Source organism: Saccharothrix obliqua, from assembly GCF_019375475.1.
Taxonomy (GTDB): Bacteria; Actinomycetota; Actinomycetes; order Mycobacteriales; family Pseudonocardiaceae; genus Actinosynnema; species Actinosynnema obliqua.
Map to the genome: position 1 here is coordinate 13,118 of NZ_JAHXGQ010000005.1, position 21,957 is coordinate 35,074.

The following is a 21,957-nucleotide window of genomic DNA, read 5'->3' on the forward strand; positions in this document are numbered from 1 at the left end:
GAATCAGCCTGTCGAGGAGTCAGCTCATGACCGTCCGTAACGCGATGCTCGGCGCGGTGGCCGCCGTGACCGCCGTCGCCCTCACCGCCTGCGGCGGGTCACCGGGCGGCGACGCCGGCGGCGACGGCAGGATCAAGGTCGTCGCCTCCACCAACGTGTGGGGCAGCGTCGTGAAGGCCGTCGGCGGTGACGACGTGGACGTCACGGCGATCATCAACGACCCGTCCGGCGACCCGCACTCCTACGAGAGCAAGCCCTCCGACGTGGCGGCCGTGCGGGACGCGCGCCTGGTGGTCTTCAACGGCGGCGGCTACGACGACTTCTTCGCCGGGCTGCTCACCGCGGAGACCGAGGGCGCGCGCAAGATCGAGGCGTTCCCGTTGTCCGGCAAGGCCGACGGCCACGGGGGGACCGAGGAGCCGCACTCCGCCGAGCCGCACGACCACGAGGTCAACGAGCACGTCTGGTACGACCTGCCGACCGTGCGCAAGGTCGCCGAGCAGGCCGCCGCCGACCTCGGCGGCATCGCGCCGGACAAGAAGGCCGCGTTCGAGGCGAACGCCGCCGACTTCGGCCGGCGGCTCGACGACCTGGCGAAGCGGGTCGACGGCGTCGGCCGGGGCAAGCGGGTGCTGGAGACCGAGGCGGTCGCGCACTACCTGCTGGACGCCGCGGGCGTGGAGAACGCGACGCCGGAGTCGTTCAGCAACGCCGTCGAGGCGGAGACCGACATCCCCGCCGCCGCACTGGCGGAGGTCACCCGACTGGTGGACGAGAAGCAGGTCGTGGCCATCGTGGACAACGTGCAGACCGAGAACAGCGCGGTCAAGCAGGTCGTGACCAAGGCGGGCCAGGCCGGTGTGCCCGTCGTGCAGGTCACCGAGACGTTGCCGGAAGGCGTGACGGGTTACCTTGACTGGATGACCAAGCAGGTGGACGCGTTGGCGGGGGCGCTTCGCGGATGACCGCACAGCTGAGCGACAAATCCGTGCGCGGCGCGGTGGCGCTGCGTGGCGCACGGCTGTCCTACGGCGACCGCGTGCTGTGGGACGGGCTCGACCTGGACGTGGCGCCCGGCGAGTTCGTGGCCGTGCTGGGCCCCAACGGTTCGGGCAAGACCAGCCTGATGCGCGTGCTGCTCGGCCTCCAGCCGCTCTCGGCGGGCACCGTGCACGTGGCGGGCGGCAACCGGCGCATCGGCTACATCCCGCAGCAGCGCGCGGTGGACTCGTCGCTGACCCTGCGCGGGCGCGACCTCGTCGGGTTCGGGCTCGACGGGCACGAGTGGGGCATCGGCTGGCGCGGTCGCCGCGCCCGGCGGGCCAAGGTGGACGAGGCGTTGGCCGCGGTCGGCGCGACCCGGTACGCGGACGAGGCGGTCGGCCTGCTCTCCGGCGGCGAGCAGCAGCGGCTGCGGGTGGCGCAGGCGCTGGTCGGCGACCCGCGGGTGCTGCTGTGCGACGAACCGCTGCTGTCGCTGGACATCGCGCACCAGCGGGTGGTCAGCGACCTGATCGACCGGCGGCGGCGCGCGGCGGGCACCGCGGTGTTGTTCGTGACCCACGAGATCAACCCGGTCCTGCCGCTGGTCGACCGGGTGCTGTACCTGGTGGACGGTCGGTTCCGGGTCGGCACGCCCGCCGAGGTGATGACCTCCGCCACGCTGTCCGCGCTGTACCGCACGAACGTCGAGGTGGTCCGCGTGCGCGACCAGATCCACGTGGTCGGCGCGCAGCACGTGTGCGAGGACGAGCCGCACCACGTGGCGGATGAGGACTGATGGAGAACTTCTTCGACCTGTCGCTGACGCTCGACCTGCTCGGGTACGGCTTCGTGCGGCAGATGCTGATCGCGGGCGCGGTGCTCGGCCTGGTGGCGGGCCTGCTCGGGCCGCTGGTGGTGACCCGCAAGATGGCGTTCGCCGTGCACGGCACGGCGGAACTGGCGTTCACCGGCGGCGCGGCGGCGTTGCTGGTCGGCGTCAGCGTCGGTTACGGCGCGCTGGCCGGTTCCGTGGTGGCCGCGCTGCTGCTCGGGCTGCTGTCCAGGCGGGACGCCGACCGCGACTCGGTGATCGGCGCGATCCTCGCGTTCGGGCTCGGTCTCGGCGTGTTGTTCCTGTACCTCTACAAAGGCCGTTCGGCGAACAAGTTCGGCCTGCTGACCGGCCAGATCGTCAGCGTCGGCTCGACCGACCTGTGGCTGCTGATCGGGTCGTCGGTCGCGGTGCTGGTGGTGCTCGCGCTCATCTACCGGCCGCTGCACTTCGCGTCCGTGGACGTGGCGGTGGCGACCGCGCGCGGCGTGCCGGTGCGGACGCTGTCCGTGGTGTTCGCCGTGCTGGTCGGCGTGGCCACCGCCTTGAGCGTGCAGGTCGTCGGCGCGCTGCTGGTGCTGTCGTTGATGATCACACCCGCGGCGGCGGCGAGCCGGGTGACCGCGTCGCCGGTGAAGGCGACCGTCCTGGCGGTCGTGTTCGCCGAGGTGGCGGTGCTGCTGGGCATCCTGCTGTCGCTCGCGCCGGGCGTACCGGTGAGCGCGTTCGTCACGGCGGTGTCCTTCCTGATATACCTCGTGTGCAGAGCTTTCGGCGGCACGCGGAGCCGCGCGGGGGTCTGACCACCGGGGTCCACCAGATGGGACGGGGCACCGGTGGCGGAACGGCTTGCGCGCGCACGCCCTCGTGCAGGTCAGCACGCACGTCACCGGCGGTTCGAGTGGCGTAACCCGCGCGTAACGACCCGTTCGCGGTCCGTGTCCCAGACTGTGCCGCATGAGCAGCGCACCGGAGCGGCGACTGCGCGCCGACCGGGCGCGCCAGGCGGCCGACGTGATCCGCCGGCAGGTCGTGGACCGGGCCTACCCGGACGGCGTCCTGCCCGACGAGCACTTCCTCGCCGTCGAGTTCGCCACGTCCCGCAACACCATCCGGGAGGCCCTCGACCTGTTGCGGGAGGAGGGCCTGATCGAACGCGTGCCCGGCGTCGGCACGCTGGTGGTCACCGAGAAGTACCCGCACGGCCTGGAGGAGCTGATGGGCCTCGCGGAAACCCTGCACGAGCACGGTGAGGTCACCAACGACGTCCGCGCCGCCGGACCCGTCAAGGCGCCGTCGTCGGTGGCCCGCCGGCTCGGGCTGGCCGAGGGCGAGCCCGTGCTCTACGTCGAGCGCCTGCGCCGCCTCAACGGCCTGCCGCTGTCGCTCGACCTGACCTACCTCGCGCCGGACGTCGGCGCGCCGCTGCTGACCCAGGACCTGCGCAACCGCGACATCTTCGCGTTGATCGAGCAGACCTCCGGCCGGCGGCTCGGCACGGCCTCGGTGGCGTTGGAGGCGGTGAACGCCGACCTGCACTCGGCGACCGTGCTCGAAGTGCCCAGGGGCGCGGCCCTGCTGGTCGTGGAACGCCTGAGCCACTTCACCGACGGCCGACCCGTCGACCTGGAGTTCATCCGCATGAGGGGCGACCGCCTCACCATGAGCGCGGTCTGCCGCCGCACCCACCGCTGAACCGACCGGCCCCGACCACGCCCGAGAGCACCGGGTGCGCTGCCGCGCGCCCGAAAAACCCCCGCCGAAAAACCCCCGGAGGAGACCGACGATGCCCCTGGTCCACAACCGCGTCGACGTGCCGGTGACCATCGACGAGTCGCTGTGCATCGAAGGCTGCCGCCTGTGCGTGGACATGTGCCCGCTGGACTCGCTGGCCATCCACCCGGAGACCAACAAGGCGCACATGCACGTGGACGAGTGCTGGTACTGCGGCCCGTGCGCGGCGCGCTGCCCCACGGGCGCGGTCGAGATCAACATGCCCTACCTGCTGCGGTGAGAGGACATCCGGCGATGCGCGCACTCCTGGTCGCGGCACTGGCCGCGGGAACGCTGTCGGCGTGCGGCGGCGCGGCCTCGGACGAGGTCGCGGTGGTGGTCGGCTACCAGTCCAAGACGATCAACACGGTGACCGCGGGCACCCTGCTGCGGGAACTGGGCTACTTCGAGCGGCGGCTCGACGCCCTCGGGCAGCGCACCGGCACGCGGTACCGGGTCACGTGGCAGGACTACGACACCGGCGCGCCGATCACCGCGCAGATGGTCGCGGGCCGGGTCGACATCGGCTCGATGGGTGATTTCCCGTTGCTCATCAACGGTTCCCGCACGCAGGACATGGGTGACGAAGGCACCCGGATGGTGTCGGTCACCGGCTACAACGCGCGCGGCGCGTTGAACATGGTCGTGGTGCGACCCGACTCGACCGCGAAGGCGTTGTCCGACCTGCGGGGGCAGAAGGTGTCCACGAGCGTCGGCTCCGCCGGGCACGGCACGCTGGTGCGCGCGCTCGACGGCACCGAGGTGGTCGTGGAGAACCAGCAGCCCTCCGTCGGCGCGTCCGCGCTCCAGGGCGGCGGGGTGGCGGCGTTGTCGCAGTTCGTGGCCTGGCCCGGCCAGCTCGTGTTCGCCGGGCAGGCCAAGCTGCTCTACGACGGCGCGGCGCTGGACCACCCCACGCTGCACGGCGTGGTGGTGCGCAAGCCGTTCGCGGACGCGCGGCCCGAGGTGCTGGCGGAGTTCCTGCGCGCCCAGCTCGACGCGACCCGGTACCTGCACGCGAACCCGTTGGCGGCGGCGGAATCCGTCGCGGCGGCGACCGGCCTGCCGCCCGAGGTGGTGTACCTCTACAACGGTCCGAACGGGATCGCCACCTTCGACCTGTCGTTGAAGTCGGTGCTGCGCGAGGCTTTGCGGGACGACGTGCCGCTCCTCCGGTCCATCGGCGACATCGCGGAGCTGGACGTCGACCGGTTCATCGACGACGGTCCGCTCAAGGCGGTGTACGAGGGCACCGAGGACCTGGCGAACCCGGCCCGCATCACCGGTGAGGACCCCGTCTGCGGTGTCCCGGTCGCCGATCCCGCCGCGGCGGGCGAGGTGTGGTTCGCGGGCGAGTCGGCCACGCGGCCCGCCGCCACCCCGGACTGCCTGCTCAAGCAGGTGAAGCAGGCCGGGAAGCAGGTGCGTGCCGCGTACGTGCCGGACGCGGCGACCGGCACCCGGTGGTTCGCCGAGCACGCGCACTGGGTGCGGGACGGCGACCGGTTCCTGCCGTTCGCCACCGAGGCGGAGGCGGCGAAGCGGGGCGCGGTGCTGACCTACGCGCAGGCGTTGGCGGGCGCGTGATGGCGCGGCGGTGGGTGTTGCGCGTGGTGTCGCTGGCGGCGGGGCTGCTGCTGTGGCAGGTGCTGACGGCCTCCGGGGTGCGGCTCTGGCTGCGGTTCGACCAGTTGCCGACCGCGGTGGAGGTGGCCGAGCGGTTCGCCCGGCAGCTCACGCGGGCGGAGTTCTACGGCGACCTGGGCAGCAGCCTGGCCCGCATCGGCCTGGGGTTCCTGCTCGCGGCGGTCGTCGGGACCGCGCTGGGCGTGGTGGTGGCGCGGTCGCGGGTGCTCGGCGACCTGGTGCAGCCGCTGCTGGAGGTGGTGCGGCCGATACCGGCGATCGCGCTGGTGCCGATCGCGATCCTGCTGTTCCCGACCGACGAGCAGGGGATCGTGTTCATCACGTTCGTGGCGGCGTTCTTCCCGATCCTGGTCAGCACCCGGCACGCGGTGCGCGCCCTGCCGACGACCTGGGAGGACGCGTTGCGCACCATGGGCGGCAGCCGCCGGCAGGTGCTGGTGAGGGTGGTGCTGCCGGGCGCGTTGCCCGGCGTGTTCGGCGGCCTGTCCGTCGGCATGGGCGTGGCCTGGATCTGCGTGATCTCCGCGGAGATGATCTCCGGCCGGTACGGCGTCGGCTACCGCACCTGGCAGGCGTACACGGTGGTCGACTACCCCGGCGTGGTCGTCGGCATGGTGACCATCGGCCTGCTCGGCCGGGTGACGGCGGGCGTGGTCGAGCTGCTGGGCCGCCGCGCCACCCGGTGGCTGCCGGGGGAGGCGCGGTCGTGAGCGTGCGGATCGAGGGCCTGACCGCGGGGTACGGGCGGTCGGCGGTGCTGCGCGGCCTCGACCTGGTGGTCGCGGAGGGCGAGTTGCTGGTGGTGGTCGGGCCGTCCGGGTGCGGCAAGTCGACGCTGCTGCGCGTGGTCGCCGGGCTGCTGCCCGGCACCGCCGGGCGGGTGCTGGTGGACGGCGTCCCGGTGCGCGGCACGTCGCGGGACCGGGCCCTGGTGTTCCAGGACGACGGGCTGCTGCCGTGGCGTGACGCGCTGCGGAACGTGGAGCTGCCGCTCGCGTTGCGCGGTGTGCCGAGGGCGGAGCGCCGCGTGCGGGCACGCGGCTGGCTGGACCGGGTGGGGCTGGCGGGTTTCGAGCGCCACCTGCCGCGGGAGCTGTCCGGTGGCATGCGGCAGCGGGTGCAGCTCGCCCGCACCCTGGCGCAGGAGCCGCGACTGGTGTTGATGGACGAGCCGTTCGGCGCGCTGGACGCGCGGACGCGGTCGGCGATGCAGGAGTTGGTGATGGCGGTGCTGCGGGAGACCGGGACGACGACGATCTTCGTCACGCACGACGTGGACGAGGCGGTGCGGTTGGGCGACCGGGTGGTGGTGCTCGGCGCGGGTGAGGTCGACGTGCGGCGGGAAGCGATCCTCGCGGCGGTGATGGGCTGATGGAGGTCCCACCCCTGGCGGAGCGCACCGAACTGTCGTGCGACGTGCTGGTGGTCGGCGGTGGCACGGCCGGCTCGATGGCCGCGATCACCGCCGCCGAGCACGGGAAGTCCGTGCTGCTGCTGGAAAAGGCCCACGTGCGGCACTCCGGTGCGCTGGCCATGGGCATGGACGGCGTCAACAACGCCGTCATCCCAGGCAAGGCGTCGCCGGAGGACTACGTCGCCGAGATCACCCGTGCCAACGACGGGATCGTCAACCAGCGCACGGTGTTGCAGACCGCCACGCGCGGCTACGACATGGTGCGCCGCTTGGAGGGCTACGGCGTCAAGTTCGAGAAGGACGCGGCGGGGGAGTACCACGTCCGCCAGGTGCACCGGTCCGGCTCGTACGTCCTGCCGATGCCCGAGGGCAAGGACGTCAAGAAGGTGCTGTACCGGGTGATGCGGGAGCGGTCGATGCGTGAGCGCATCCGCATCGAGAACCGGGTCATGCCCGTCCGCGTCCTGGTCGCCGGCGGGCGGGCCGTGGGCGCGGCCGGGTTCGACACGCGCACCGGCGGGTTCGTCACGGTCGCGGCGGGCGCGGTGGTCCTCGCGACCGGCGCGTGCGGTCGGCTCGGGCTGCCCGCCAGCGGCTACCTCTACGGCACGTACGAGAACCCGACCAACGCGGGCGACGGCTACTCGATGGCCTACCACGCGGGCGCGGAGCTGTCCGGGTTGGAGTGCTTCCAGATCAACCCGCTCATCAAGGACTACAACGGGCCGGCGTGCGCGTACGTCGGCAACCCGTTCGGCGCGTACCAGGTCAACGCGCTCGGCGAGCGGTTCGTGGACTGCGACTACTGGTCCGGCGAGATGATGGCCGAGGTGGCGGCCGAGATCGCCTCCGAGCGGGGACCGGTGTACCTGCGCACCACGCACCTGCCGGAGGAATCCGTGGCGGCGCTGGAGAACATCCTGCACACCACGGAACGCCCGACGCGCGGCACGTTCCACAGTGGACGCGGGCACGACTACCGGACGCACGACGTGGAGATGCACATCTCCGAGATCGGCCTGTGCGGCGGCCACTCGGCGTCCGGGGTCTGGGTGGACGAGCACGGTCGCACCACGGTGCCCGGCCTCTACGCGGCGGGCGACCTGGCGTGCGTGCCGCACAACTACATGTTGGGCGCGTTCGTGTTCGGCGACCTGGCGGGCGCGGACGCGGCGCGGACCGCCGCACCGCTGACCGACCTCCCCGAGGACCAGGTGGCCGAGGCGCACGAGCTGGTGTACCGCCCGCTGCGCAACCCGGACGGGCCGCCGCAGCCGCAGGTCGAGTACAAGCTGCGGCGGTTCGTGAACGACTACGTCGCGCCGCCCAAGTCCGGCACCCGGCTGGAGCTGGCGCTGGAGGCGTTCGTCCGGATGAGCGCCGAGGTGGCCGGGATGGGCGCGCGCACGCCGCACGAGCTGATGCGGTGCGCGGAGGTGACGTTCATCCGGGACTGCGCGGAACTGGCCGCGCACGCGTCGCTGACCCGCACCGAGAGCCGCTGGGGCCTGTACCACGACCGGGTGGACCTGCCGGAGCGCGACGACGAGACCTGGTTCCACCACCTGAACCTGCGCAAGAACGCGGCCGGTGCGACGGAGTTCGTGAAGCGGCCGGTCGCGCCGTACCTGGTGCCGGTGGCCGGCCTCGTGCCGCCGGCGGGCGAGGTGGAGGTGCTGGCCGGCCGCGCGGTCGCGGTGGCCGCCGCGCCGGGTGCGGTGGCGGACCGGGCGGTGGGCGGTGGGTCGCCGAGGTTGCTGGAGCTGTTGGCGCTCACCGACGCGCGGCCCGACCTGGCGGCCGTGGACCCGTACCTGGCCGACCCGGACCCGGCGGTGCGGCGGGCCGCCGTGGCGTTGCTGACCGAGGCGGTGCCGGCGGGTTTCGAGTTCGCGCTCGTGCGGGCCATGGCCGACGGTGACGCGGACGTGCGCGCGGCGGCCGGCGCGGGGTTGCGCGAGCTGGTGGAGGTCGTGCCGCCGAGCGAGGAGTTGCGGGAGGCGTTGGAGCGCTCGCCCTCGCGGGTCGCCGCGCTGGACGTGCTGTGGGCGTTGAAGCTGGGTCGGGCGGAGGTGTACGCGGCGGCGCTGGCGGACCGTTCGGTCGCGGTCCGTTCGAGTGGTGTGCGCGGGTTGCGCGCGTTGCGGTCGGCGGACCTGCTGGCGTCGGCGGCGGACGACCCGGCACGCGAGCTGCGGGTGCTGGTGGCGGAGGGGTTGGGCGCGTTGCGGGCCCGGCCGGACGTGCTGCTGACCCTGGCGCACGACCCGGACCCGCTGGTCCGCGCCGCGGCGTTGGAGTCGGGTGCGGGTTTCGCGGAGCTGCGGGACGTGGCGGCGCGTGCGCTGGCGGACCCGGCGTGGCAGGTGCGGGTCGGCGCGGTGTGGGCGGCGGACGACCCCGTCGCGGCGGTCGGGTGCCTCGCGGACGCCAACCTGGACGTTAGGAAGGCCGCCACGCGGGTACTCGCCAGGTGGGTCGACCGGCCCGAGGTGGCGGCTGCGCTGGAACGGGCGCTCGATGACACGGATGCCGACGTGCGGGCGTACGCACGGCAGGCTCTTCGCGACGCCGGGGAGCGGTGATCGCGCGGGCGGGTTCGACGCGGTTCGGCCCCGCGCGGGGTCAGGCGGAGCGGGTGATCTCCGGTTCGTCCACGCGGGGCGCGGGGAGGCGGCGGGCGTGGATGTCCGTGCCCGCCACGCGGACCTGGTTGCGGCCGTTCTCCTTGGCGGCGTAGAGGGCCGAGTCCGCGCTGTGCTGCGCGGCCAGCAGGCAGTCGCCGTTGTCCGGCACGACCGCCACGCCGATGGACGCGGAGATCGCCCGCACCTCCGGACCGTCCTCGGTGAGCGGCAGGTTGCGCCCGCGCAGGGTTACCGTGTTGCGGTGCTTGTCGGTCGTCACCACCGACATCTCCGCGATCGCCTCGCGCACCCGCTCGGCGATGGCCGCGCCCTGCGCGAGACCGGTGTCGGCGAGCACGACGACGAACTCCTCACCGCCGTCGCGCCCCGCCACGTCGCCGGGCCGCAGCTTCTCCCGCAGGATGCGCCCGACCTCGGCCAGCACGGCGTTGCCCGCCGGGTGGCCCCACGTGTCGTTGATCCGCTTGAAGTGGTCGAGGTCGATCGCGAGCACGGCCACCGGCCTGCCCTCGTGCTTGCACCGCTCGGTGAGCCGCCCGGCGTGCTCGCTCAACCCGTTGGTGTTGAACAGCCCCGTCCGGTAGTCGGTGTGGGCGTCCTTGGTCAGTTGCAGGTGCGCCTTGTGCTGCTCGGCGACCAGCCGCTCCAGGTGCGCCTGCCGCTCCGACGCGCGGTGCAGCAGCGCGTTCACCAGGATCACCGGCACGACGAGCAGCAGCGGCGCGACCCAGTGCGTCGCGGTGAGCATCCCGAGCATCGCGCCGACGCCCAGCGTGGACATCTCCAGCATGTTGTCGTTGCGGGTGCCCAGGCTGTCCACGAACCGGGTCTGCGGGTTGACGATCTTCAACGCGACGGTCATCAGGATGACCTGGACGAACCAGTACAGCCCGGCCACCAGGACCAGCACCCCGAGCAGCGCCAGGTCGGTCAGCACGCGCCCGGACGCCGAGAGCGAGAACCCCGACAGGTGGACGGCCGCGTTCGCGAGCAACGTGCTCGCCACGATGTGCGCGGAGGTGAAGACGAACCGGTACGGCTGCCGCCGCGCGATCGGCCACAGCACGATCCGCAGCCAGACGGCGACCAGGACGGCCATCCCGGCGGGCAGCACGATGGCCGCCGCGAACGTCCACACGGAGGTCAGGTCGAAGTACGGCCCGGCGGATTCGTCCCGTCGGGACTCCTCGGCCCGGCGCACGGTCGTCAGGTGGACGGTGACGGCGAGTACCAGCGCACCGAACCGGAGCCAATCGGTGCTCGCCGCGGAGCCGAGCGCGGTCAGCAGCCAAACGGCCGCACCGGTGACGACCATTTCGACGGAGAGGATGTAGGCGATCGCGGTGCGGCGCAGCGACCAAAGGTCCCAGTTCCGACTCAGACGCCACGTGACTGTCGCGGACGGCTCGTGGTCAGGCAAACTGTTCTTCACCACGTCCCCCTACACTCATGCCGCCGCCGCGCGGCCACTCACCGGCGCGGCGACGGCCTCACGGCCCCCCTCGGTACCCCAGTCGCGAGTAGAGGAGCGTCTACCATGCGTAACCGCGAGTGGTGACCCCATCGCTCTCCTTGAGCCAGGTCCGGAAGCCCCACCCCACGTGCGTGTCTTCTCGCGGAGTGCGCACGAACGCCTCATCATGAGAATCGCCAATCGTGGTGAGTCCGTTTCATGTGGTCACCGCGTTCGGGTCGGTCCTCGACCGCGCCCGGTTCCAGGCTACGGTCGCCTGCCCGGCGAGCAGCAGCCCGATGGCGCCCGCACCCGCGAGGGTCGCCGTCACCGAGCCGATGGCGTGTGCGACGACGCCCGCCAAGGCCATCCCGCCGCCCTGGCTGGAGCGCAGCGCCGTGCGCGCGATCCCGTACGCCCGCCCGCGGTACTCGTCGGGCAGGATGCGCATCCACGCCGACCGCGCCGGCGTGTGGTACGCCCCGGCCATGCCGGCCAGCACGAGCAGCGCGATCGTCCAGGTCAGGTTCGGGTTGAAGGCGAACATGACCAGCGGCGCGACCGACAGCACGGCCAGCGGCCCGATCAGCCGCTCCCGCTTCGCCGGGTCGCGCACCACCCGGAACAACACCGCCACCCCCAACACGTTCGCCGCCGGTTCGATGGCGAGGATGAGCCCGACGGCCCACACCGCGCCCAGGTCCGCGGCCAGTGGCACGGCGAGGCCCTCGGGGACCATCGCGATGCCCGCCAACATCCGCATACCCATGAGACTGCGCAGACGCGGATCCGTGACGAGCAGCGCGAAAGCTCCCTTGCGGTCTTCGGCATCCCGATGCCGGGCGCCGAGCGGGTCGGCGGCCGGGCGGAACCGGACGGAGAACTGGACCATGATCGCGACCAGCACGAACGTGGCGGCGTCGAGCGCGAGCGCCCAGTTGGCGCCGGCGGTGGTGACCAGGAAGCCCGCGCCCGCCAGCCCGGCCATCTGCGCGACGTCCACGGACGTCCCGAACAGGGCCACGCCGTCGTCGTAACGCTTCTCCGGCAGCACGTGCGGCAGGCTCGCCTCCTGGGCCGCGAGGAACGGGGAGGCGACCATCAGCACGGTGACCAGGAGGACTATCATGATCCACAGCGGCACGCCGGGCACGGCCATCAGGCCGACCAGCGCCGCTTGGAGCCAGGCGCAGCAGACCATCACGGTGCGTCGGGGGAACCGGTCGGCGACCCAGCCCAGCAGCGGTCCCGACACCAGCGACGGGAGCAGCGTCAGCGACCACGTGAGAGCGGTCCAGGCGGGGGAGTTCGTGCGCTCGAACACCAGGAGTGACAACGCCACGGCCGCGAGCTGGTCGCCCACGGTGGACACGGTCGAACCGAGCCACATGGCGCGGAACTCGCGGTTGCCCACGAGCGCGCGCACGGTCCCCCCGGAAGTCACCGCTCCTCCAGGTTCGTCGGCCCCGATGAGTGAGTCACGTTACCCCCACCCCGAAGTAACAATTAGCTCGGTTAGCACGGTAGAAGCTGCCGGTTCGGCAATCTCTGTCCTACCACAGTGTGTACCCGATCGGAGCAGGTCGGTTACATAAAGTAGTTACACAGTAGGAAAATCCGGCACCTATTCTTGACAGTTGACCGTAGGTGGCTCGCCGCGGGCAAAGTCCGCCTACTGTGGGTCAGGGCGACCTCCATTGGTCCGCGCGGGGCTGGGCCGACCGGTCGAGCCGGTTCGCGCGAGCACGCCGGCCCGCGCCCGCCACGCGTCCGGCAATTGTCGCCGGGACGGTTCGTCGATCATCAGAACTGGTAGTACAGGAACGGGCTGAACGTGCCGCTCGCGACCAGGACCGCCGCGTAGAGGACGCCCACCGTCATCAGGGACACCCTAGCCGCTACCGCGACCTTCCCGCGCGAGGACTCCAGGTAGGGACCGCTCACCGGGTGCGCGGGCAGCAGGACGATCAGCGAGGCGAGCAGCAGCAGGACGATCCGCTGATTGGTGGCCGCCGCCGCGACGGTGTCGCCGAGACCGCCGAAATCGGGCACCAGGAGATGGCCGATCATTGTGCCCGCCGCACCGAGATCGGCCGCGCGGAAGAAGACCCAGCCGATTACCACGAGGAGCGCGGTGAGCGCCCGGCGACCAATTCGGGCGAACCGGCCGGCGGGCGCGGAATCCCAGTGGAAACGCCGTTCCACGATCAACAGCGCGCCGTGGAACAAACCCCACACGAGGAACGTCCAGTTCGCGCCGTGCCAGAAACCGGTCAACACGAAAACGATCCCCAGGTTCCGGTACGTGCGCAGCACGCCGGTCCGGTTGCCGCCCAGCGGGATGTAGACGTAGTCCCGGAACCAGCGGGACAACGACATGTGCCAGCGCCGCCAGAACTCGGTGACGGTCACCGACGAGTACGGGCGGGCGAAGTTCTCCGGCAGCCGGAAGCCGAGCATCCGGCCCAGTCCGATCGCCATGTCCGAGTAACCGGAGAAGTCGAAGTACAGTTGCAGCGTGTAACCAATGGCGCCGAGCCACGCGATCGCGGACGTCATCTGGTCGGCGGGCGTCGCGAAGCACGCGTCCACCATCGGGGCCAGCGAGTCGGCGATGACGACCTTCTTGCACAGGCCGAGCGCGAACCGCGGGAAACCCGCCGCGACGTCGTCCCACCGGTGCATCCGCTGCTGCGGCAACTGGTCCGCGATCTCGCGGAACCGGACGATCGGCCCGGCCACCAGTTGCGGGAACATCGCGATGTAGGTGATGAACGCGACCGGCTCGCGCAGCGCGGGCCGCTCGCCCCGGTACACGTCCACCACGTACGAGATGTGGTGGAACGTGTAGAACGAGATGCCGATCGGCAGCGCCAGGTGGACCACCGGCAGGTCCGCGCCGATCAACGACGCGATGGCGTGCAGCTGCTCGGTGGCGAAACCCAGGTACTTCCAGACCAGCAGCACGCCCAGGTTCACGCAGATCGCGCCGACCAGGACCAGCCGCCGGTCACCGGGTGTCCCGGGCTCCAGCCGCCGCCCCGCCAGGTAGTTCACCAGCATCGCGCCGAGCAGCAGGAACGTCGTGCCGCCCGCACCGGTCGCGTAGAACGCCAGGCTCGCCACGGCCACCACGACGTTGCGCCGGTTCCTGGGCGCGACGAGGACGGCCGCGAGCACGACCGGCAGGAAGAACCACAGGAAGAGTGGTGTGGCGAAGGACATCGCCGGGAACCTTATCCGGCGACTGCCCGGGAAACAGCCGATCGGGTGACAAAAAGCGTTGCGTCACACCCGACCGGCCCCGGTCACACCGCCAGCCGCCGCCTGCGCGCCACCTCGGCGAGCACCACGCCCGCCGCCACGGACGCGTTGAGCGACTCCACGCCGCCCGCCATCGGGATCGACACCGTCTGGTCGCACGTCTCCCGCACGAGCCGCGACAGCCCGCGCCCCTCGGAACCCACCACGACCACCAGCGGCCCCGTGGCGAGGTCCAGCCCGTCCACGTCGACCGTGCCGTCCGCGTCCAGCCCGACCACCATCAGGCCCTCTTCGGCCCACTCCCGGAGCTGCCGGGTGAGGTTCGTGGCGATCCCGATCGGCATCCGCGCCGCCGTGCCCGCGCTGGTGCGCCACGCGACGGCCGTGATGCCCGCCGAACGCCGCTGCGGCAGCACGACGCCGTGCGCGCCGAACGCCGCCGCCGAGCGCACCACGGCGCCCAGGTTCCGCGGGTCCGTCACGCCGTCCAACGCCACCAGCAGCGGCGGCAGGCCGGACCGGCGGGCGATCGGCAGCAGGTCGCGCGGGTCGGTGTACTCGTACGGCGGCACCTGGAGGCCGAGGCCCTGGTGCACCGCGCCACCCGTGATGCGGTCCAGCTCGCCGCGCTGCACCTCCAGCACCGAGATGCCGCGGTCGGCGGCGAGCTGCACGGCCTCCGCCACCCGGTCGTCCGCGTCGATGCCCAGCGCCACGTACAGCGCCGTCGCCGGGATGCCCGCGCGCAGGCACTCCACCACCGGGTTGCGGCCCGCGACCGTCTCCGGCGCGTTCTCGGCGGCCTTGCGGCGTTGCGCGCGCTGCTGCTCGGTGCGCGCCGTCGCCTGCGCCCGCTTGTAGGCGGGGTGGTTCGGCCGGTCCGCGGCCTTCGGCGTGGGGCCCTTGCCCTGCAAGCCCTTCGACTTCTGCCCGCCGGAACCGACGACCGCGCCCTTCTTGGAGCCCGGGTTGCGCATCGCACCCCGGCGCTTGGAGTTGCCTGCCACGGCTAGTCGTCCTTCAACGTCCACTGCGGACCGTCGGGGGTGTCCTCGACGGCGATCCCGGCCTGGAGGAGGCGGTCGCGCAACGCGTCGGCACGCGCGAAGTCCTTCTCCTTGCGGGCTTTCACGCGCTCTTCCAGCACGTGCTCGACCAGTGCGGTGAGCGCCTTGCGGCTGCCCGAGCCGCCCGCCGGCGCGTCCGTCCACTTGAGCGGGTCCACGCCGAGCACGTCGGCCATGGCGCGCACCGACTCGGCCGCCGCGCGGGCGGCCAGGTCGTCCGCCGCCTCCAGCGCCGTGTTGCCCTCGCGGACCCGGCGGTGGATCGCGGCCAGCGCGCCCGGCGTGCCCAGGTCGTCGTCCAGCGCCGCGACGAACGCGTCGGGCAGCGCCCCCCGGTCGCCGACCGCACCGGTGCGCTCCACGACGCGGCGCAGGAACGACTCGATCCGGCGGTAGGCCGACACCGCCTCGTCCAGCGCCTCGCGGGAGAACTCGATGGTGGACCGGTAGTGCGGCCCCACCAGGTAGTACCGCAGCTCGGCCGCGCGGACCTGCTCCAGCAGGGTCGGGATGGCGACCGTGTTGCCCAGCGACTTCGACATCTTCTCGCCGCTGAGGGTCACCCACGCGTTGTGCATCCAGTACCGCGCGAACCCGTCGCCCGCCGCGCGCGACTGCGCCTGCTCGTTCTCGTGGTGCGGGAAGATCAGGTCGATGCCGCCGCCGTGGACGTCGAACGTGCCGCCCAGGTACTCGGTGGCCATGGCCGAGCACTCCAGGTGCCAGCCCGGCCGGCCCGGACCCCACGGCGTCGGCCACGACGGCTCGCCGGGTTTCGCGGCCTTCCACAGCGTGAAGTCACGCGGGTCGCGCTTGCCGGTGGCCGCCGACTCGCCCTGGTGCACCTCGTCCGGCTTCTGCCCGGACAACGCGCCGTACTCGGGGAACGAGGTGACGGAGAAGTACACGTCGCCGTTCGCCGCGTAGGCGTGGCCGCGGTCGATCAGCCGCCGCATCAGGTCGACCATCTGCGTCACGTGACCGGTCGCGCGGGGCGCGTAGGACGGCGGCAGGCAGCCCAGCGCCGTGTACGCGTCCTCGAACGCGCGCTCGTGCGCGTACGCCCACTCCCACCACGGGCGGCCGTGGTCGGCGGCCTTGGTGAGGATCTTGTCGTCGATGTCCGTGACGTTGCGCACCAGCCGGACGTCCTCGTACGTGCGCTGGAGCCAGCGGCGCAGCACGTCGAAGTTCAGGCCGCTGCGCACGTGGCCGATGTGCGGCACGCCCTGCACGGTCGCCCCGCACACGTAGATCGACGCCGTTCCGGAGACCTGCGGGACGAACTCCCGCATGGACCGGCTCGCGGTGTCGTACAAGTGGAGGCTCACGTGAGAATGGTACGGGCGCGGGCCGGGCGGGGTTGACACACCCGCCCGGTCGCCTGTGCGGGGTGCCGGAGCTACCCGGCGTGCTCGCGCAGCACCCGGAGCAACGCGTCCGGCCGTTCGGCGGTCTCCAGGGGCGGCACGATCGCGACCCGGCAGCCCACCGCCGCCGCGCCGCCGTCCGCCTCCGCGGAGTCGCCCACCATCAGCACCTCGTCGGGCCGCACGCCGAGCCGGTCGCAGGCGATGCGGAAGATCTCCGGGTCCGGCTTCACGTGGCCCACCTCGTAGGACAGCACGTACTCGTCCACCAGGTCCACCACGCCGTGCCGCTCGAAGACGGCCCGGATGTCCCACGCGATGTTGCTCACCACGGCGGTCGGCAACCCGGTGCCCAGCGCCGCCGCCGTGTCCGGGTACGGCTGCCAGAACGGCGGCGACACCAGGCGGGTGTAGAAGTCGTCCGGGTCGTCGGCGCCCGCCGCCCGGAGCGCCTTCACGTGCAGGTCCCGGTGGAGGTCGCCGTCGAGGTCGCGGCGCTCCCACTGGTCCGGGTCGATGTCGAGGCCGGCGGCGATCCCGACCGGCGCGGTCAGCGCCCGCATCAGGTCGGCGTGCTCGACGAGGGAGTCGTGCTCGAGGCGGAAGAGCGTGCCGGAGAAGTCGAAGAGGACGGCGCGGATCGTCACATCCGCACGTTACGTGGTCTGGACCTCTCCGCTGAAGGTCCCCGCGCCGCGACGCACGCCACACCTCGGGCCGCGTTGCCGGTGATCTTCGTGAGGGTCGGTCGCGGCGCGTCGTGCTCGCTCAGGCCGCGTTTGCCGATGATGTTGGTCGGGGTCGGCCGCGGTACGCGCGCTCGCTCAGGCCGCGTTGCCGGTGATCTTCGTCGGGGTCAGCCGCAGCACGACGCGCTCCACCGACGGGTCCTCCGGCGGGTACGGCTCGCCGAGGTACTTGAGCGCCAGCGACTCCACCAGGGCGCGCCCCTCGTCGTCGGTGATGGCGACGGTGCCCCGGAACTCCACGTAGGTCTCCGGGTTCTCCTTGTCCCACAACGTGACGCTCGCCCGCGGGTCGCGGGCGAGGTTGCGCTCCTTCACCCGGCCGCGCACGGTCGAGAACAGCAGGTCGTCGCCGTCGCGGGCGATCCACATGACGCAGCTGTGCGGGCTGCCGTCCTTGTTCAGCGTGGAGATCGTGGCGTAGTTCCGCCCGTCCACCAGGGCCCGCGTGACCTCGTTGAGGTTGATCGCCATGGCGGTCAGGCTAGCGCCGTGATCACCCCAGCGGCACGACGAGCGCGGTCGCGACGGCCGCGATGCCCTCACCCCGGCCGGTGAGGCCCAGGCCGTCCGTGGTCGTCCCGCTGACCGAGACGGGGCCGCCGACGGCGTCGGACAGCACCCGCTGCGCCTCCGCCCGGCGCTTGCCGACCTTGGGCGCGTTGCCGATCACCTGGACGGCCGCGTTGCCCACCCGCAGGCCCTCCGCGGCGAGCAGCACGCGCACCTCCGCCAGGAACTCCACGCCGTGCCTGCCCGCCCAGCGCGGGTCGCCGGTGCCGAACACCGCGCCCAGGTCGCCGAGCCCGCCCGCCGACAGCAGGGCGTCGCACAACGCGTGTGCCGCGACGTCGCCGTCCGAGTGGCCGGCGCAGCCCGCCACGCCCTCCCAGAACAACCCGGCGAGCCAGCAGTCCCGGCCCGGCTCGACCTGGTGGACGTCGGTGCCGATGCCGACCCTCACGCGCGACCTCCCACGAGCAGCGCCTCCGCGACCGCGAGGTCGAACGGGGTGGTGATCTTCAAGGCGTCCTGGTGGCCGGGCACGGTGGCGACCCGCACGCCGAGGCGTTCCACCAGGCCCGCGTCGTCCGTGGCGAGCAGGCCCGACTCGTGCGCGCGCAGCAACACCGACGCGGCGAAGCCCTGCGGCGTCTGCACGACCCGCAGCGCGGCGCGGTCCGGTGTCGCCACCACGACGCCGTCGGCGTCGACCTGCTTCACGGTGTCCACCACCGGCAGCACCGGCACGACGGCCTCGTGACCCGCTTCGACGGCGTCCACCACGGCCGCGACCACGTCCGGCGGGGTGAACGCCCGTGCCGCGTCGTGCACCAGCACCGTCGTGGTGCCCGGCAGCTCGCGCAACGCGTGGACCAGGGCCAACCGGACCGAATCGGACCGCTCGGCACCGCCCGCCAGCACGAGCACCGCCCCGCCGGCCGGGGCCAACGGGGCGGTGACAGCACGAACTTCGTCCACATCGGACACCGGAGCGGCGATCACCACGTGCCGCACGCGGCCCGAGGCGAACAGGCCGCGCACCGCGCGCACCAGCAGCGGAACGCCGCCGACGGGCACGAGTGCCTTGGGCAACCCGTAACCCAGCCGCTCTCCCCGGCCCGCCGCGGGCACGAGCGCGACCACACCCATGTTCGCGGTCTTCTCTTGTGTCGGTGCTCAGGACGCGGTGGCGAGAACCTCGTCGAGGAGGACCTCGGCCTTGTCCTCGTCGGTGCCCTCGGCGAGCGCCAGTTCGCTGACCAGTATCTGTCGAGCCTTCGCCAGCATCCGCTTCTCACCAGCGGACAGTCCGCGGTCCTTCTCGCGCCGCCAGAGGTCGCGCACCACTTCGGCCACCTTGTTCACGTCACCGGACGCGAGCTTCTCCAGGTTGGCCTTGTACCGCCGGGACCAGTTGGTCGGCTCCTCCGTGTGAGGAGCGCGCAAGACCTCGAAGACCCGGTCGAGACCCTCCTGGCCGACGACGTCGCGCACGCCGACGATCTCGGCGTTGTCGGCGGGGACGCGGACCGTCAGGTCGCCCTGGGCGACCTTGAGGACGAGGTACTTCTTCTCCTCGCCCTTGATCACACGGGTCTCGATCGCTTCGATGAGAGCGGCACCGTGGTGCGGGTAGACGACGGTCTCTCCGACCTTGAAAACCATGTGTCCTCTGCCCCTTTCGCTAACCCCATCCTAACACGCCGAGCAATCCCCTCTTCGGTGTGCGGAGATCAGTTCGCGCTGGTCAGGGCCGCGCGGGGGGTTGACAAACCACCTGTTCGCGTGCAACGGGCGAGGTCGATCTTGCTCCACAGTGGACGGCCCGGAGTGCTGCGGGGCACCACGTGAGGCCGTTGATCGGCGGCCCGGTTAGGCTCCTGGACTGGTGGCCGACCCGCTACTACCGGGGTAGGGCGCCGCCAGGTCAGCACACCGGAAGGATCCGAGCAGCCGTGGGTCGCGCACAGCACAAGTCCCCAGCGCCTCGCCGCCTGGCCGTCGTGGCCGCACTCGCGGCGGGCCTCGGCCTGGCCGTCGCAGGCTGTAGCGCAGGTCAGATCACCCAGACCGACACCCAGGTCGCGGCGGTGAACGGTGCGAGCGGCACGGTCGGCGACATCGCCGTCCGCGACGCCCAGCTCCTGTTCCCGGTCGCGGAGGGTTACTACCGGCAGGGCGACGACGCGCCCGTGGTGGTGCTGATCGCCAACAACGCCGCCGAGCAGGCGGACAAGCTGCTCTCCGTGACGGCGGACATCGCCGGTGGTGGGGAGTTGTCGGGTGACGTCGAGCTGGAGCCGTTCACGGCCATCCAGAGCGGCACCGACCAGGACGACGCGGGCAGCCACCCGACCGGTTCCTCCGCCCCGACGACCTCGGCGACGACCGGCTCGGCGACGACCACCGGCTCGGCGACCACCGGTTCGGTGACGCCGACGTCCGGCGGGACGACGACCACCGGCTCCCCGGTGCCGCCCGGTGACGCCTCGGCCCTGCCGACGACCACCAAGCTCCCCGCGTCGGCCGCGCCGACCGAGCCGGGCAAGGTGAAGATCACCCTCAAGGGCCTCACCCAGGACCTGCGCCCCGGCCAGACGCTGCGGATGACGTTCCTGTTCGAGAAGGCCGGCCCGCTGGTGCTGGACGTGCCGATCGGCGCGTCGCCCGAGCCGCGCGCGGAGCCCGAAGCCGGGCACTGAGTCCGGTTCTGATCGAAGACCCGTCCCGCCAGGGGCGGGTCTTCGATCGTTTTCGGGTTCTCTTGTCCCCGGATGTGTGAGACCCGTCCCGCCAGGGGCGGGTCTTCGCGTTTCCCGGCCGCCCGGTGCCCGCCGCCGCTGTCGGTGCCGGTCGTTAGCCTGCGTGCCGTGGCGAAGAACGGGCGGGCGGTGGTCGCGTACCGGTGCGCGGAGTGCGGGCACGAGGTGGCGAAGTGGGTGGGGCGCTGCCCCGAGTGCCAGGCGTGGGGCACCGTCGAGGAACGCGGCGTGCCCAGGTCGGCAGGCACCCGGCTGGTGGCGGGCGCGCCGAGTTCACCCGCGCGCCCCATCGGCGAGGTGGACGTGGAGTCCGCCCGCGCCCGCCGCACCGGCGTGTCCGAGCTGGACCGCGTGCTCGGCGGCGGCCTGGTGCCGGGCGCGGTGGTGCTGCTCGCGGGCGAGCCCGGCGTGGGCAAGTCGACCCTGCTGCTGGAGGTCGCCTACCAGTGGGCGGCCAAGGGCGGCGTCCCGTCGCTGTACATCACCGGCGAGGAGTCGGCCGGCCAGGTGCGGCTGCGTGCCGAGCGCACCGGCAACATCCACGGCCAGATGTACCTCGCCGCGGAGAGCGACCTGGGCGCCGTGCTCGGGCACGTGGAGGCCGTGCGGCCGGGCGTGCTGATCGTGGACTCGGTGCAGACCATGCTCTCGCCCGAGGTCGACGGCACGCCGGGCGGCGTCACGCAGGTGCGTGCCGTCACGGCGAGCCTGGTCGCGCTGGCCAAGGAGCGCGGGCTGCCGATCGTGCTGGTCGGCCACGTCACCAAGGACGGCTCGGTGGCCGGGCCGCGGGTGCTGGAGCACCTGGTGGACGTGGTGCTCCAGTTCGAGGGCGACCGGCACTCCAGCCTGCGCCTGGTGCGCGGCATCAAGAACCGGTACGGGCCCGCCGACGAGGTGGGCTGCTTCGAGCTGCGCGACGACGGCATCGTGGGCGTGCCGGACCCGTCCGGCCTGTTCCTCAACCGGCGCGACCAGGACGTCACCGGCACGGCCGTGTCCGTGGTGGTGGAGGGCAAGCGGCCGATGCTGGGCGAGGTGCAGGCGCTGGTGACACCGACCAACCTGCCGTCGCCGCGCCGCGCGGTCAGCGGCCTGGACTCGGCGCGGGTCGCGATGGCGCTCGCCGTGCTGGAGAAGCGCGGCCGGCTGGCGCTGCACAACAAGGACGTGTTCACCGCCACGGTCGGCGGCATGAGGCTGGTGGAACCCGCCGTGGACCTGGCGCTGGCCCTGGCGGTCGCCTCCGCGGCCGTGGACCAGCCCCTGCCGCACGACCTCGTGGTGGTCGGCGAGGTGGGCCTGTCGGGCGAGCTGCGCCGCGTGAACGGGGTCGGGCGCAGGCTCACCGAGGCCGCCCGCCTCGGCTACACCAAGGCCCTGGTGCCGCCGGACGCCGGGCCGCTGCCGCCGGACACGCGGGCCCTCGTCGCGCACGACCTGCTGGAAGCCCTCCAGCTCCTCAAGCTGCACAAGTAGCGGGGGCGCGGCCG

At 72.4% G+C, this 21,957-nt stretch carries 21 protein-coding genes; 11 read left to right on the forward strand and 10 right to left on the reverse strand.

The window, feature by feature from the left end:
- Nucleotides 1-26: 26 nt before the first annotated feature.
- From KZQ38_RS16860 to KZQ38_RS16900, 9 genes are all read left to right on the forward strand, one after another.
- Nucleotides 27-965: a metal ABC transporter solute-binding protein, Zn/Mn family gene (locus tag KZQ38_RS16860; protein ID WP_219443050.1), complete on the forward strand. Its 939-nt coding sequence runs from the start codon at nt 27-29 to the stop codon at nt 963-965.
- Entirely contained in the window at nt 962-1,780 is an 819-nt protein-coding gene (locus KZQ38_RS16865; RefSeq protein ID WP_219443051.1) for a metal ABC transporter ATP-binding protein, read from the forward strand. Before KZQ38_RS16860 ends, KZQ38_RS16865 begins: the two co-directional genes overlap by 4 nt.
- The gene (locus KZQ38_RS16870) at nt 1,780-2,619 is read left to right on the forward strand and encodes a metal ABC transporter permease (RefSeq protein WP_219443052.1); all 840 of its coding nucleotides are present in this window, start codon (nt 1,780-1,782) and stop codon (nt 2,617-2,619) included. The genes KZQ38_RS16865 and KZQ38_RS16870 overlap by 1 nt, the downstream gene beginning before the upstream one ends.
- Before the next feature lie 154 nt (nt 2,620-2,773).
- Nucleotides 2,774-3,511 (forward strand): GntR family transcriptional regulator, encoded by a 738-nt coding sequence (locus KZQ38_RS16875; RefSeq protein ID WP_219443053.1) that lies wholly within the window; start codon nt 2,774-2,776, stop codon nt 3,509-3,511.
- Between the two features lie 91 nt (nt 3,512-3,602).
- Nucleotides 3,603-3,830 carry a 4Fe-4S dicluster domain-containing protein gene (locus KZQ38_RS16880; RefSeq protein ID WP_219443054.1) on the forward strand — a complete coding sequence of 76 codons (228 nt, stop codon included), beginning with the start codon at nt 3,603-3,605 and terminating at the stop codon, nt 3,828-3,830.
- Between the two features lie 14 nt (nt 3,831-3,844).
- The gene (locus KZQ38_RS16885; RefSeq protein ID WP_219443055.1) at nt 3,845-5,176 is read left to right on the forward strand and encodes an ABC transporter substrate-binding protein; all 1,332 of its coding nucleotides are present in this window, start codon (nt 3,845-3,847) and stop codon (nt 5,174-5,176) included.
- A complete protein-coding gene (locus KZQ38_RS16890; protein ID WP_257901630.1) occupies nt 5,176-5,946 on the forward strand; it encodes an ABC transporter permease in 771 nt (256 codons plus the stop codon). Before KZQ38_RS16885 ends, KZQ38_RS16890 begins: the two co-directional genes overlap by 1 nt.
- Complete coding sequence (locus KZQ38_RS16895) at nt 5,943-6,608, forward strand: ABC transporter ATP-binding protein (protein WP_219443057.1); 666 nt, start codon at nt 5,943-5,945, stop codon at nt 6,606-6,608. The genes KZQ38_RS16890 and KZQ38_RS16895 overlap by 4 nt, the downstream gene beginning before the upstream one ends.
- The gene (locus KZQ38_RS16900) at nt 6,608-9,235 is read left to right on the forward strand and encodes a fumarate reductase/succinate dehydrogenase flavoprotein subunit (protein WP_219443058.1); all 2,628 of its coding nucleotides are present in this window, start codon (nt 6,608-6,610) and stop codon (nt 9,233-9,235) included. The genes KZQ38_RS16895 and KZQ38_RS16900 overlap by 1 nt, the downstream gene beginning before the upstream one ends.
- A 40-nt stretch (nt 9,236-9,275) precedes the next feature.
- On the opposite strand, the gene KZQ38_RS16905 is transcribed toward KZQ38_RS16900, so the two are convergent.
- From KZQ38_RS16905 to KZQ38_RS16950, 10 genes are all read right to left on the reverse strand, one after another.
- The gene (locus KZQ38_RS16905) at nt 9,276-10,613 is read right to left on the reverse strand and encodes a sensor domain-containing diguanylate cyclase (RefSeq protein WP_257901631.1); all 1,338 of its coding nucleotides are present in this window, start codon (nt 10,611-10,613) and stop codon (nt 9,276-9,278) included.
- A 355-nt stretch (nt 10,614-10,968) separates the two neighbouring features.
- Nucleotides 10,969-12,195 (reverse strand): MFS transporter, encoded by a 1,227-nt coding sequence (locus tag KZQ38_RS16910; protein WP_219443060.1) that lies wholly within the window; start codon nt 12,193-12,195, stop codon nt 10,969-10,971.
- Nucleotides 12,196-12,554: 359 nt separating this feature from the next.
- Nucleotides 12,555-13,976, reverse strand: a complete 1,422-nt coding sequence (locus KZQ38_RS16915) for an MBOAT family O-acyltransferase (protein WP_219443061.1) — start codon at nt 13,974-13,976, stop codon at nt 12,555-12,557.
- An 83-nt stretch (nt 13,977-14,059) separates the two neighbouring features.
- A complete protein-coding gene (gene rlmB, locus KZQ38_RS16920) occupies nt 14,060-15,022 on the reverse strand; it encodes a 23S rRNA (guanosine(2251)-2'-O)-methyltransferase RlmB (RefSeq protein WP_219443062.1) in 963 nt (320 codons plus the stop codon).
- A 2-nt stretch (nt 15,023-15,024) separates the two neighbouring features.
- The gene (gene cysS, locus KZQ38_RS16925; protein WP_219443063.1) at nt 15,025-16,413 is read right to left on the reverse strand and encodes a cysteine--tRNA ligase; all 1,389 of its coding nucleotides are present in this window, start codon (nt 16,411-16,413) and stop codon (nt 15,025-15,027) included.
- Nucleotides 16,414-16,484: 71 nt separating this feature from the next.
- Complete coding sequence (locus tag KZQ38_RS16930; RefSeq protein ID WP_219443064.1) at nt 16,485-17,099, reverse strand: HAD family hydrolase; 615 nt, start codon at nt 17,097-17,099, stop codon at nt 16,485-16,487.
- Between the two features lie 177 nt (nt 17,100-17,276).
- Entirely contained in the window at nt 17,277-17,672 is a 396-nt protein-coding gene (locus tag KZQ38_RS16935) for a PPOX class F420-dependent oxidoreductase (RefSeq protein ID WP_219443065.1), read from the reverse strand.
- Nucleotides 17,673-17,694: 22 nt separating this feature from the next.
- Nucleotides 17,695-18,162: a 2-C-methyl-D-erythritol 2,4-cyclodiphosphate synthase gene (gene ispF, locus KZQ38_RS16940; protein ID WP_219443066.1), complete on the reverse strand. Its 468-nt coding sequence runs from the start codon at nt 18,160-18,162 to the stop codon at nt 17,695-17,697.
- Complete coding sequence (gene ispD / locus KZQ38_RS16945) at nt 18,159-18,851, reverse strand: 2-C-methyl-D-erythritol 4-phosphate cytidylyltransferase (protein ID WP_219443067.1); 693 nt, start codon at nt 18,849-18,851, stop codon at nt 18,159-18,161. Before ispD ends, ispF begins: the two co-directional genes overlap by 4 nt.
- Before the next feature lie 27 nt (nt 18,852-18,878).
- A complete protein-coding gene (locus KZQ38_RS16950; RefSeq protein WP_065915127.1) occupies nt 18,879-19,367 on the reverse strand; it encodes a CarD family transcriptional regulator in 489 nt (162 codons plus the stop codon).
- 338 nt (nt 19,368-19,705) lie between these two features.
- On the opposite strand from KZQ38_RS16950, the gene KZQ38_RS16955 reads away from it, so the two are divergent.
- Together KZQ38_RS16955 and radA are read left to right on the forward strand one after the other, a co-directional pair.
- Nucleotides 19,706-20,404 carry a copper chaperone PCu(A)C domain-containing protein gene (locus KZQ38_RS16955; protein ID WP_219443068.1) on the forward strand — a complete coding sequence of 233 codons (699 nt, stop codon included), beginning with the start codon at nt 19,706-19,708 and terminating at the stop codon, nt 20,402-20,404.
- A gap of 168 nt (nt 20,405-20,572) precedes the next feature.
- Nucleotides 20,573-21,943 carry a DNA repair protein RadA gene (gene radA / locus KZQ38_RS16960; RefSeq protein ID WP_219443069.1) on the forward strand — a complete coding sequence of 457 codons (1,371 nt, stop codon included), beginning with the start codon at nt 20,573-20,575 and terminating at the stop codon, nt 21,941-21,943.
- Nucleotides 21,944-21,957 lie beyond the last annotated feature (14 nt).

Bases quoted from the DNA above. Each gene is read 5' to 3' on its own strand.
- KZQ38_RS16860 (WP_219443050.1), top strand. From the start codon at position 27: ATGACCGTCCGTAACGCGATGCTCGGCGCGGTGGCCGCCGTGACCGCC.
- KZQ38_RS16865 (WP_219443051.1), top strand. From the start codon at position 962: ATGACCGCACAGCTGAGCGACAAATCCGTGCGCGGCGCGGTGGCGCTG.
- KZQ38_RS16870 (WP_219443052.1), top strand. From the start codon at position 1,780: ATGGAGAACTTCTTCGACCTGTCGCTGACGCTCGACCTGCTCGGGTAC.
- KZQ38_RS16875 (WP_219443053.1), top strand. From the start codon at position 2,774: ATGAGCAGCGCACCGGAGCGGCGACTGCGCGCCGACCGGGCGCGCCAG.
- KZQ38_RS16880 (WP_219443054.1), top strand. From the start codon at position 3,603: ATGCCCCTGGTCCACAACCGCGTCGACGTGCCGGTGACCATCGACGAG.
- KZQ38_RS16885 (WP_219443055.1), top strand. From the start codon at position 3,845: ATGCGCGCACTCCTGGTCGCGGCACTGGCCGCGGGAACGCTGTCGGCG.
- KZQ38_RS16890 (WP_257901630.1), top strand. From the start codon at position 5,176: ATGGCGCGGCGGTGGGTGTTGCGCGTGGTGTCGCTGGCGGCGGGGCTG.
- KZQ38_RS16900 (WP_219443058.1), top strand. From the start codon at position 6,608: ATGGAGGTCCCACCCCTGGCGGAGCGCACCGAACTGTCGTGCGACGTG.
- KZQ38_RS16905 (WP_257901631.1), bottom strand. From the start codon at position 10,613: ATGGTCGTCACCGGTGCGGCCGTTTGGCTGCTGACCGCGCTCGGCTCC.
- KZQ38_RS16915 (WP_219443061.1), bottom strand. From the start codon at position 13,976: ATGTCCTTCGCCACACCACTCTTCCTGTGGTTCTTCCTGCCGGTCGTG.
- KZQ38_RS16935 (WP_219443065.1), bottom strand. From the start codon at position 17,672: ATGGCGATCAACCTCAACGAGGTCACGCGGGCCCTGGTGGACGGGCGG.
- ispD (WP_219443067.1), bottom strand. From the start codon at position 18,851: ATGGGTGTGGTCGCGCTCGTGCCCGCGGCGGGCCGGGGAGAGCGGCTG.
- KZQ38_RS16950 (WP_065915127.1), bottom strand. From the start codon at position 19,367: ATGGTTTTCAAGGTCGGAGAGACCGTCGTCTACCCGCACCACGGTGCC.